This is a genomic window from Microcystis sp. M165S2 (assembly GCF_020245885.1).
Classification (GTDB): Bacteria; Cyanobacteriota; Cyanobacteriia; order Cyanobacteriales; family Microcystaceae; genus Microcystis.
The window spans coordinates 1-9,115 of the sequence record NZ_JADBTZ010000017.1; the positions used below are offsets into that span (position 1 = coordinate 1).

Here is a 9,115-nt window from a genome sequence, read left to right on the forward strand (position 1 = left end):
CCCCAAAAATCATCAGAAGGAAAAGCTGTCGGGATAGACGTTGGACTAAGCCATTTTGCTATTACATCAGATGAGACTAAACACGGGAATCCTCAATACTATCGTAAGTACGAACAGAGATTAGCGAGGAGACAAAAGAAATTAAGTCGCAAGCAAAAAGGCTCTAACAACCGAAATAAAGCTAGAGTTAAAGTGGCTAAAGTTCACTCTAAAATTGTTCGTTGTCGTGAAGATTTCCTCCACAAACTAAGTCGTAAATTAGTTGACGAAAACCAAGTCATAGTGGTAGAAAATCTGGCAGTCAGAAACATGGTCAAAAACCAGAAACTAGCAAAATCAATTAGTGATGCTGGTTGGGGTCAATTCTGTACTATGTTAAAATACAAGGCTGAATGGGAAGGAAAAATCTATATAGAAGTTGACAGATTTTTTCCTAGTTCCAAGACTTGTAGTAACTGCTTAAATCGTGTTGACAGTTTAAGCTTGGATATTCGTAGTTGGCAATGTCCTAAGTGTGGAGAAACCCACGATAGAGACATCAATGCCGCTAAGAATATTCGAGATGAAGGTTTACGAATTTTGGCGGTAGGGCATACCGCTACTGCTTCTGGAGGGAGAGTAAGACCAAGTAAAGGCACTGCTTTTGCAAGGCATCTCCCCGTGAACGAAGAATCCCTCGCATGAGTGCGATGGGAGTGTCAAACCAAAAGAAAACCGAGAGGGCTAGGAAAAAAGCCTGAAACTCCTCTGGATTTCCTCCTTTTTTCTGGCGGAATCTGGGTTTTAAGATGAATGGAATGTTAGGAAGTTCCCGAAAAAATTGGCAGTTAGGGTTTTTCCGTAGAGAATGAACAGTAACTGGTAATCAGTGACAAGAAACTATCTAAGTTTTCACCTAACACTGTCTCAGTGGTTGGACAAAAGTAAAGTTAACTATAGGGTAAGGAATGCCAAAAAGCCTAGACTTAAGATAAAATTATATCCAACCGGATGCAGTATAGGAGTTTACCAAATGTCTAACGAGACTGTTACTTATTCCCTAGAAGCTATTCTGACAAGGATTGAGGGGAAGATCGACAAAATCGATGAACGGTTAACCAAAGTGGAAATAGGAGTAGCCACTTTAACCGAAAAGGTTGAAAGCATCGACAATCGTCTCAGATCGGTAGAGGGAACCCAAAAAAATCAGGTCTGGACATTAATCATCCTTTTGGGAAGTGCCATTTTTACGGCCGCTTGGAAAGTATTTTTTTCAAGTAATATCTGATCTCTCTAATCCTCAACAAGACTAGAGTTAACCGCTCCTGAAAGAAAATTTTCTTAAAGCCTAGACTAAGATAAAATTATATCCAACCAGATGCAGTATAGGAGTTTATCAAATGTCTAACGAAACTGTTACTTATTCCCTAGAAGCTGTCCTCACAAGGATTGAGGGGAAGATTGACTCGCTTGAGAAGCGGGTTAACGAAAGATTTGACAAGGTAGAAGATCGGTTAACCAAAGTAGAAATAGGACTAACCGATATCAAGGGGGATATTAAAGTGTTAGACGAGAAAATCGAAGGCATCGACAATCGGCTCAGATCGGTAGAGGGAACCCAAAAAAATCAGGTCTGGACATTGATTATCCTTTTGGGGAGTGCCATTATTACGGCCGGTTGGAAAGTATTTTTTTCCAGTAATATCTGAGTTCTCCAATCCTCAACAAGACTAAAGTTAAACGAACCCCAAAAGATTAACCGCTCCTGAAAGAAAATTTTCTTAAAGCTAGACTTAAAATAAAATTATCCCCAACCAGATGCAGTATAGGAGTTTACCAAATGTCTAACGAAACTGTTACTTATTCCCTTGATGTCGTCCTTAAAGAAATTAAAGACAGTATCAAGGAAGTTAGTCAAAAATTCGATAAGATTGATGAGCGGTTAACCAAAGTAGAAATAGGAATAGCCGATCTCAAAGGGGATATCAAAGTGTTAGGCGAGAAAATCGAAGGCATCGACAATCGGCTCAGATCGGTAGAGGGAACCCAAAAAAATCAGGTCTGGACATTGATTATCCTTTTGGGAAGTGCCATTATTACGGCCGCTTGGAAAGTATTTTTTTCCAGTAATATCTGATCTCTCTAATCCTCAACAAGACTACAGTTAAACGAACCCAAAAAGATTAACCGCTCCTGAAAGAAAATTTTCTTAAAGCCTAGACTTAAGATAAAATTATCCCAAACCAGATGCAGTATAGGAGTTTACCAAATGTCTAACGAAACTGTTACTTATTCCCTAGAAGCTGTCCTCACAAGGATTGAGGGGAAGATTGACAAAATCGATGAACGGTTAACCAAAGTAGAAATAGGACTAACCGATATCAAGGGGGATATTAAAGTGTTAGACGAGAAAATCGAAGGCATCGACAATCGTCTCAGATCGGTAGAGGGAACCCAAAAAAATCAGGTCTGGACATTAATTATCCTTTTGGGGAGTGCCATTATTACGGCCGGTTGGAAAGTATTTTTTTCCAGTAATATCTGAGTTCTCTAATTCTCAACAAGACTACAGTTAACCGCTCCTGAAAAAAATTTTCTTAAAGCCTAGACTAAGATAAAATTATATCCAACCAGATGCAGTATAGGAGTTGACCCAATGTCTAACGAAACTGTTACTTATTCCCTTGATGTCGTCCTTAAAGAAATTAAAGACAGTATCAAGGAAGTTAGCCAGAAATTCGATAAGATTGATGGACGGTTTGATCGATTAGATAATCGCTTAACAAAACTTGAGATAGGACAAGCAGATATCAAAGGGGATATTAAAGTTTTAGACGAGAAAATCGAAGGCATCGACAATCGGCTAAAATCAGTGGAAGGAACCCAAAAAAATCAGGTCTGGACATTGATTATCCTTTTGGGAAGTGCCATTATTACGGCCGCTTGGAAAGTATTTTTTTCCAGTAATATCTGATCTTTATAATTCTCAACAAGACTACAGTTAACCCAACACAAAAGGATAAAAACTTGTGTCTGGTTGACCAGATTTTCTAATTGCTTACTTGCCAATACAAAAACGGCTAAAAATGCGATCGAGTACCGATTCAGTCACTTCTTCGCCGGTAATTTCTCCTAAAGCTTGAATGGCAGTACGCAGATCGATCGACCAAAAATCAAAAGGTAAATCTTGGTCAATTGTTTTTTTGACCTGTTCCAAAGCAATTTTCGCCCTAGTTAAAGCGGCCGCTTGTCGTTGATTAATGGCTAAATCCAAATTAGCCGCCTGTAGTTCTTGATTTTGGACAGCATTAATAATACTTTTTTCTAAGTCTTCAATACCCTGATTTTGGACGGCGGATAGCTTGACAACGCGCTCAATTTCTGCTGGGTAAATTACCGTTTCTGGATTAACCAAATCAATTTTATTAATCACTAAAATTAATCGGCGATCGCTGACAGAGCGATAAATTTCCGCGTCTTCCTCGGTCCATCCTGACTCTGCGGAGACGGTTAAGAGAACTAAATCAGCAGACCGGGCCGTTTGACGGGAACGTTCCACCCCAATTTGTTCGACTCGATCGCTGGCCGAGCGAATTCCTGCCGTATCGAGGACTTGTACGGGGATTCCCGCCACAACTAGCTGAGATTCGACAATATCGCGGGTAGTGCCGGGTAAATCGGTGACAATCGCTCGATCGCTCCGACTCCAAGCATTTAACAAACTGGATTTACCCACATTCGGCCGCCCCACGATCGCCACTTTCAGACCACTACGCAGCAATTCCCCGCGCTCGGCAGTGGCTAAAATTAAATTTACTTGACAAAAAACCTGTTCTATGCTATAAAGAATCACCTCGTGATCCAAGGGCGGTAAATCCTCTTCAAAGTCAATACGGGCCTCAATTTCAGCCAAAATATCGAGACAGGTGGCACGCAAATGGCGGATCGGTTGAGCGAGTTTCCCCTGTAAACCAGCGAGGGCAAATTGTGCCGCTTGGGGAGAACGCGCCCCAACGAGATCGACGACGCTTTCAGCTTGAGTTAGGTCAATTCTGCCGTTAAGAAAGGCACGCAGGCTAAATTCCCCCGCTTGTGCCAAACGGGCCCCATTTTCTAGACATAACTGTAACACCTGTTGTACGGGCATAATGCCGCCATGACAGTGAAATTCCACCACATCCTCGCGAGGGAAAGAGCGGGGTGCTAACATGAGCAACAGTAAAGCTTCATCGATAATTGCCTGACTTTGGGGATGCCGGATATAACCGTAGAGAAGACGATGACTTTGCCATTTTTGACGATTGCGGGTATGAAAAAGCTGACGAGCGATCGCCAATGCCTGACTACCGGATAAACGGACAATACCGATGCTACCCTGTTGCGGAACGATCGCCGTAGCGATGGCAGCGATCGTATCCCCTGTGTTTAACATCTCTTAATCACTCCTTGCTAAAATTGAACTCCGTATCAATTTTGTCAGCATTTATGCCCGAAAATATGCATTCACGGCCATTAAAAGCGAGAAAAAGCGGCAAATATTCGAGTAATCGCTTACTGCGATTTTTGCGCTATTGGTATATTCGCTTAATGCGATTACAAGGACATCCTAGGGAAATTGCCAGGGGTTTTGCCTTGGGAGTTTTTTCGGGATTTTTCCCGTGGATGGGCCTTCAAATCATCGTCGCTATCTTTTTAGCCACCCTATTTCGTGCCAACAAAATCGCAGCTGCTGCAGGTACTTATATCAGCAATCCCTTGACCGATCTGCCAATTTTCCTGTTTAACTATAAATTAGGAGAGTTTATTCTTGGTCAAAGCGGGCGATCGAATCTGGGCAACATTTTTCAAACTAATCAAAGCTTCACCGAAAAGTTAGCTAGTTCTGGCGGCCAATTTCTTTTGACCCTGTTTTTTGGTTGCTTACTATCAGCGACGGTATTTGCTACTATAACCTATTTTGTTAGCTATCGCCTAGTTCATCAACGGTATCACCGGCGACAAACAGGTAGAAAACGCTGATAAATTGTCACCGTTCAGGGGGGGACGAAATCCGGTAATCTAAGGGCCATGGATGAGAAGCACCAACGGTAATCCCATAATAAGTCTAAACTATGATTTGAATGATTGAATGAATACAATGATTGTGTTGTATTCAGCAAACCTTCATCAATGATCAATCATAGTCCATCCCATAGTCAAATTGATCGCAGTTAAGACGATGGATGTGACTGTCGCAGCATTTGTAAATTTTCCCGAATCGTTTGTGTATTAAGATGCTCTTGATTTAATGTATTGCTATACAATACTTTTGTCATTTAATCAGTAGGAAGCAGGTCTGAAATTATATTTAAAAAATCTCTCACTTTTGCAATGAAAGGAAGAACTTGTAATTCATCAAAATCTGCAAAGTCTGTATAATCTGCTTCGAGACGGTATTCAAACAATTCGTTATAAATTGCACCAAAGTCTTTTGAAATAATTTCACTACGGATGTAGTTTTTATTGAAGAGACTACGGACACCTGTATGTTTTGGAGATGAGAGATTATCATAAGCAAGTAAAGCCGTAACAGCATAAAAGCAACTATAGTATAGACGATTGATGCAACTATTCCATCTTGCACCATCAGCAAGAGAACAAGCATCTTGATAAGCTTCCTCTGCACGATTTAAACGATACCTAATTAGTTGATCGTGAGAGGAATTTTTACTCATAGCATAATAGCTTCTTTGTTAACTGATTGCCAGAAAGGAGTAGTTTGTAATAAGGGATGTTCCCATTGATTTTTGCTGCGAACAATGGTACAAATAACCTCTTCTGTTTCCCATTCGATTTCATAAATTTGACGACGGATTTGAGATGTGCGAGTAGGGTTGGTGATCCCATCAACTAATACTAATATATCCCAATCAGAGTCTGGTTGAGCATCATTCCGCGCCCGTGAACCATAAAGAAATATTTGCGCTTGTGGTTCGATCGCTTGTACTGCTTGTTTAATTTTATTGAGTAATAGTTGTTTTTCCATGATTTTTTATGACCTTTTTTGTACTGCAAAACAATATTAACAATATAATCCATCCCATAATCCCATAATAAGTCTAAACTGTGATTTGAATGATTAAATGAATACTATGATTGTGTTGTATTCAGCAAGTCTGTACCTTTTTGTAAATTGCAAAAAATACAGGCATAGCACAAATTATCAGCCGAAGTTGCTCCCCCGTGTTTAACACTAATGATATGATCCACCTGACAGCCAGATACCCTATCAGAAGCAGAAATTAAGCAATATTCACAGAGAAAATCGGCACGTTCAGCAACTAATTTTCGCAATTCTGCACTAATGTAAGGTCGAGCCATTTTAGTTGGCTCCATTGAGATATTGGTGAGCTTTTGCTTTTGCTAGGGTCATAATATGTTCTAGCATTAAATAAGCATCGAGTTCCTGTTTTTCATCTTGGGTAAGTTCATTATTTTTAGCGTTATAAATTAGGTCTTCTAGGCGATTTTGAGCGGTATCGGAAAGATGAAAGTTAATCACCGATTGGGGGGTGGTTCCCCCTGCGATTAGTTCAATAATTTCGTTATAGACTTTGATGGTTTGGGTTGCTGTATTCATGGGTTTATTCTGTTGGGTTTATTGGGTAGGGAAAAAGCAATTACAATTTAATGAACTGTAAAAGAATTGCTGTTTTTCTATCAGGTTTAAAAGTGGCGATCGCTGTTTAATTTATATTAGGAACACTATTAATTTGTCAACCAGATTTTCTGATCCTAAACTTATTTTTATCCACAATTACCGTTGAGCCAATAATTTCTTCTATATCTACGGTATTGATAAAATTTTCTAAAACCTGTCTAATTTCTACCGCTATCGCCTCAAAAGGAAATCGTAAAATAATCAGACCACAATGGGTATTGGGAGGATAATTTTTGATATTAGCCCATCCCAAATCACGGCTAATAATAATTCGCTGTTCTCGTTGAGCAAATCGAAATAGCTCAGGGTCTTTTGTGCCACTTAGTCCAGAGGTTTTTACATGAATAGCCTCATAACCTTTAGAATTTAGCAAGTTGCTTAAACTTAAGGGGCAGTCTTCATCAATTAAAAAGCGAATTTTCAACTGGGTTTCTCCATTGGATAAATGATTTCATTATTTAAAAGTTCAGAAAAATATGCTAAAGAAGCAAGAATTTGCTCTTGAGTAACTCCATATTCCTCCATGACTTCTTCATAGCTCATTCCTCCTGCCAGGGAACCAATAACAATGGCGATCGGGATTCGGGTTCCTGTTAAGATTGGTTTACCATGTTGAATTTCGTTATCTATGGTAATAGCATTATTTAATAAGTTGGTTGTCATTAATTTTCTCCGTTTAAGTTTGATTAAGAATAAACTGATTTAATTTCCTAAAAACTTGACATAATCCCATCAATCACAGTTAATACGATGGATGTTGCTGTTGTCGCATTTTTTGTAAATTTTTCCGAATCTTAACAGTAGCAGGATGATTCTCCCCTAATAGTCGTTTCCTTAATTCTAATGCTTGTAAATAGAGGGATTCTGCTTCTGCGTACCTTCCTTGGGATTGGTAGAGTTTTGCTAAATTATTAAGATTTTCAGTGATATTGGGATAGTTATCGCCTTCAAAAATTTCTGGACAGTATTTTTTTTGATTTGCCAGAAATTCCTGTGAGGTAACTTCAGTAAAATCTTGGTGGATAATATTGCGAAATTCTTGAGGATCTAGCATGGTTAATTTTCTCCTTCTATTTAATTAACTCTTCATACTCATCATGAGAACCAATCCAAAACCAGTAATAATCTTCACCTTTTTTCAATGCTAAAGCTCTATAATTCTCAGTTATTCGGACTGACCAGACATTTTTCCCTACTTTCTTGAAATGTAATGATCGATGGAAAACATTACTAATCCAGAGACGATAGGCTTTTTTTGCCTGTTGCTTAATGTAGGGAGGTAAGTTGGCATAACATTGCCAAAAATCAGGAGTTGTTAAGGATTTCATCTAAAGGCTTAACTTGATTGTTACTGATATCATTGTTGACTTTTTGTAATAGTCGATCGAGTTTCCCTGATTCGAGATCGTTTTTTATCTGTTTGTCCCAACTATCATCAAGATAGTCTTGTAACCAAGCTGATAATTGATGGATTTCTTCGTCAGGCAACTGGAGAATCGCGGATTCAATATCTTTGAGTGTAGTCATGATTGTTTGGTTGATTGAAGGTGATTGTATTATTTTATATTGTTGTATTATCGGATGGGTTAATAACCCATCCTACGGGAGCTATTATTTGAATGATTGAATGAATACTATGATTGTGTTGTATTCAACAAGTCTTCATCAATGATCAATTATAGTCCATCCCATAATCCCATAAATTACAGTTTAGACTCTTTACCTAATAAAGCGACGCACTAGCCACCGAGTGAGCATCCATAGCAAATAAAATGGCATCCATAGAATAACTATAGGAATAGCTATAATCCACTGCCACCAAGTTAAAGAAGTAAATTTTTGCTGTAGTCGCATTATTTGTAAATTATTACGACATTTTTTTGTATTCGGATGATTGTCTCCTAAGAGTCGTTTAGACAAATCTAATGCTTCTAGATAGAGAGGTTCTGCTTCTGGGTATCTGCCTTGGTATTGGTACAAGTATGCTAAATTGTTGAGGGAAAGTGCGACATGGGGATGATTGTCTCCTAAGAGTCGTTTATACAAATCTAATGCTTCTAGATAGAGAGGTTCTGCTTCTGGGTATCTGCCTTGGTATTGGTACAATGCTGCTAAATTGTTGAGGGATTGTGCCACATCCGGATGATTGTCTCCTAAGAGTTGTTTTCTCAAATCTAAAGCTTCTAGATGGAGAGGTTCTGCTTCTGGGTATCTGCCTTGGGAATCGTACAATGCTGCTAAATTGTTGAGGGATTGTGCGACATCCGGATGATTGTCTCCTAAGAGTCGTTTATACAAATCTAATGCTTCTAGATAGAGAGGTTCTGCTTCTGGGTATCTGCCTTGGGAATCGTACAATGCTGCTAAATTGTTGAGGGAATTTGCCACAAGGGGATGATTGTCTCCTAAGAGTTGTTTAGACAAATCTAATGCTTC

At 39.1% G+C, this 9,115-nt stretch carries 18 protein-coding genes; 7 read left to right on the top strand and 11 right to left on the bottom strand.

Annotated elements, in window-relative coordinates; translation table 11 throughout:
• From IM479_RS00885 to IM479_RS00910, 6 genes are all read left to right on the top strand, one after another.
• A partial coding sequence (locus IM479_RS00885; RefSeq protein WP_287684520.1) for an RNA-guided endonuclease TnpB family protein occupies positions 1-684 on the top strand: 684 nt, incomplete at its 5' end.
• A gap of 328 nt (positions 685-1,012) precedes the next feature.
• The gene (locus IM479_RS00890; RefSeq protein ID WP_286826896.1) at positions 1,013-1,267 is read left to right on the top strand and encodes a hemolysin XhlA family protein; all 255 of its coding nucleotides are present in this window, start codon (positions 1,013-1,015) and stop codon (positions 1,265-1,267) included.
• 112 nt (positions 1,268-1,379) lie between these two features.
• Positions 1,380-1,688, top strand: a complete 309-nt coding sequence (locus IM479_RS00895; RefSeq protein WP_287684521.1) for a DUF4164 family protein — start codon at positions 1,380-1,382, stop codon at positions 1,686-1,688.
• 131 nt (positions 1,689-1,819) lie between these two features.
• On the top strand, positions 1,820-2,116 hold the full coding sequence (locus tag IM479_RS00900) for a polyhydroxyalkanoate biosynthesis repressor PhaR (protein WP_287684522.1): 297 nt from the start codon (positions 1,820-1,822) through the stop codon (positions 2,114-2,116).
• Positions 2,117-2,248: 132 nt separating this feature from the next.
• Positions 2,249-2,524: a polyhydroxyalkanoate biosynthesis repressor PhaR gene (locus IM479_RS00905; RefSeq protein WP_286826966.1), complete on the top strand. Its 276-nt coding sequence runs from the start codon at positions 2,249-2,251 to the stop codon at positions 2,522-2,524.
• 111 nt (positions 2,525-2,635) lie between these two features.
• Positions 2,636-2,953 carry a polyhydroxyalkanoate biosynthesis repressor PhaR gene (locus IM479_RS00910; protein WP_287684523.1) on the top strand — a complete coding sequence of 106 codons (318 nt, stop codon included), beginning with the start codon at positions 2,636-2,638 and terminating at the stop codon, positions 2,951-2,953.
• An 84-nt stretch (positions 2,954-3,037) separates the two neighbouring features.
• Here IM479_RS00910 and mnmE read toward each other — a convergent pair whose 3' ends face one another.
• A complete protein-coding gene (gene mnmE / locus IM479_RS00915) occupies positions 3,038-4,411 on the bottom strand; it encodes a tRNA uridine-5-carboxymethylaminomethyl(34) synthesis GTPase MnmE (RefSeq protein ID WP_287699033.1) in 1,374 nt (457 codons plus the stop codon).
• A gap of 53 nt (positions 4,412-4,464) precedes the next feature.
• On the opposite strand from mnmE, the gene IM479_RS00920 reads away from it, so the two are divergent.
• Positions 4,465-4,998 carry a DUF2062 domain-containing protein gene (locus tag IM479_RS00920; RefSeq protein ID WP_287077665.1) on the top strand — a complete coding sequence of 178 codons (534 nt, stop codon included), beginning with the start codon at positions 4,465-4,467 and terminating at the stop codon, positions 4,996-4,998.
• A 296-nt stretch (positions 4,999-5,294) separates the two neighbouring features.
• On the opposite strand, the gene IM479_RS00925 is transcribed toward IM479_RS00920, so the two are convergent.
• From IM479_RS00925 to IM479_RS00970, 10 genes are all read right to left on the bottom strand, one after another.
• The gene (locus IM479_RS00925) at positions 5,295-5,693 is read right to left on the bottom strand and encodes a HEPN domain-containing protein (protein WP_287684525.1); all 399 of its coding nucleotides are present in this window, start codon (positions 5,691-5,693) and stop codon (positions 5,295-5,297) included.
• On the bottom strand, positions 5,690-6,004 hold the full coding sequence (locus tag IM479_RS00930; RefSeq protein WP_024971013.1) for a nucleotidyltransferase domain-containing protein: 315 nt from the start codon (positions 6,002-6,004) through the stop codon (positions 5,690-5,692). Before IM479_RS00930 ends, IM479_RS00925 begins: the two co-directional genes overlap by 4 nt.
• Positions 6,005-6,108: 104 nt before the next feature.
• The gene (locus tag IM479_RS00935) at positions 6,109-6,339 is read right to left on the bottom strand and encodes an HNH endonuclease (RefSeq protein WP_286826964.1); all 231 of its coding nucleotides are present in this window, start codon (positions 6,337-6,339) and stop codon (positions 6,109-6,111) included.
• Position 6,340: 1 nt separating this feature from the next.
• Positions 6,341-6,598: a hypothetical protein gene (locus IM479_RS00940; protein ID WP_079209774.1), complete on the bottom strand. Its 258-nt coding sequence runs from the start codon at positions 6,596-6,598 to the stop codon at positions 6,341-6,343.
• Between the two features lie 136 nt (positions 6,599-6,734).
• A complete protein-coding gene (locus tag IM479_RS00945; RefSeq protein WP_287684526.1) occupies positions 6,735-7,103 on the bottom strand; it encodes a DUF5615 family PIN-like protein in 369 nt (122 codons plus the stop codon).
• Positions 7,100-7,342 (bottom strand): DUF433 domain-containing protein, encoded by a 243-nt coding sequence (locus IM479_RS00950; protein ID WP_024969749.1) that lies wholly within the window; start codon positions 7,340-7,342, stop codon positions 7,100-7,102. Before IM479_RS00950 ends, IM479_RS00945 begins: the two co-directional genes overlap by 4 nt.
• A gap of 79 nt (positions 7,343-7,421) precedes the next feature.
• Positions 7,422-7,733, bottom strand: a complete 312-nt coding sequence (locus IM479_RS00955) for a tetratricopeptide repeat protein (protein WP_287684527.1) — start codon at positions 7,731-7,733, stop codon at positions 7,422-7,424.
• A 16-nt stretch (positions 7,734-7,749) separates the two neighbouring features.
• The gene (locus IM479_RS00960) at positions 7,750-8,007 is read right to left on the bottom strand and encodes a ParE family toxin-like protein (RefSeq protein ID WP_002737575.1); all 258 of its coding nucleotides are present in this window, start codon (positions 8,005-8,007) and stop codon (positions 7,750-7,752) included.
• Positions 7,985-8,206, bottom strand: a complete 222-nt coding sequence (locus IM479_RS00965; protein WP_002736659.1) for a hypothetical protein — start codon at positions 8,204-8,206, stop codon at positions 7,985-7,987. The genes IM479_RS00960 and IM479_RS00965 overlap by 23 nt, the downstream gene beginning before the upstream one ends.
• Positions 8,207-8,398: 192 nt before the next feature.
• Positions 8,399-9,115 (bottom strand): tetratricopeptide repeat protein (locus IM479_RS00970; RefSeq protein ID WP_287684528.1); only part of this gene is annotated, 717 nt, incomplete at its 5' end.

Coding starts and splice junctions, on each gene's coding strand:
- IM479_RS00925 (WP_287684525.1), bottom strand. CDS start 5,693: ATGAGTAAAAATTCCTCTCACGATCAACTAATTAGGTATCGTTTAAAT.
- IM479_RS00900 (WP_287684522.1), top strand. CDS start 1,820: ATGTCTAACGAAACTGTTACTTATTCCCTTGATGTCGTCCTTAAAGAA.
- IM479_RS00955 (WP_287684527.1), bottom strand. CDS start 7,733: ATGCTAGATCCTCAAGAATTTCGCAATATTATCCACCAAGATTTTACT.
- IM479_RS00910 (WP_287684523.1), top strand. CDS start 2,636: ATGTCTAACGAAACTGTTACTTATTCCCTTGATGTCGTCCTTAAAGAA.
- IM479_RS00960 (WP_002737575.1), bottom strand. CDS start 8,007: ATGAAATCCTTAACAACTCCTGATTTTTGGCAATGTTATGCCAACTTA.
- mnmE (WP_287699033.1), bottom strand. CDS start 4,411: ATGTTAAACACAGGGGATACGATCGCTGCCATCGCTACGGCGATCGTT.
- IM479_RS00965 (WP_002736659.1), bottom strand. CDS start 8,206: ATGACTACACTCAAAGATATTGAATCCGCGATTCTCCAGTTGCCTGAC.
- IM479_RS00940 (WP_079209774.1), bottom strand. CDS start 6,598: ATGAATACAGCAACCCAAACCATCAAAGTCTATAACGAAATTATTGAA.
- IM479_RS00890 (WP_286826896.1), top strand. CDS start 1,013: ATGTCTAACGAGACTGTTACTTATTCCCTAGAAGCTATTCTGACAAGG.
- IM479_RS00895 (WP_287684521.1), top strand. CDS start 1,380: ATGTCTAACGAAACTGTTACTTATTCCCTAGAAGCTGTCCTCACAAGG.
- IM479_RS00950 (WP_024969749.1), bottom strand. CDS start 7,342: ATGACAACCAACTTATTAAATAATGCTATTACCATAGATAACGAAATT.
- IM479_RS00930 (WP_024971013.1), bottom strand. CDS start 6,004: ATGGAAAAACAACTATTACTCAATAAAATTAAACAAGCAGTACAAGCG.
- IM479_RS00920 (WP_287077665.1), top strand. CDS start 4,465: ATGCCCGAAAATATGCATTCACGGCCATTAAAAGCGAGAAAAAGCGGC.
- IM479_RS00905 (WP_286826966.1), top strand. CDS start 2,249: ATGTCTAACGAAACTGTTACTTATTCCCTAGAAGCTGTCCTCACAAGG.
- IM479_RS00935 (WP_286826964.1), bottom strand. CDS start 6,339: ATGGCTCGACCTTACATTAGTGCAGAATTGCGAAAATTAGTTGCTGAA.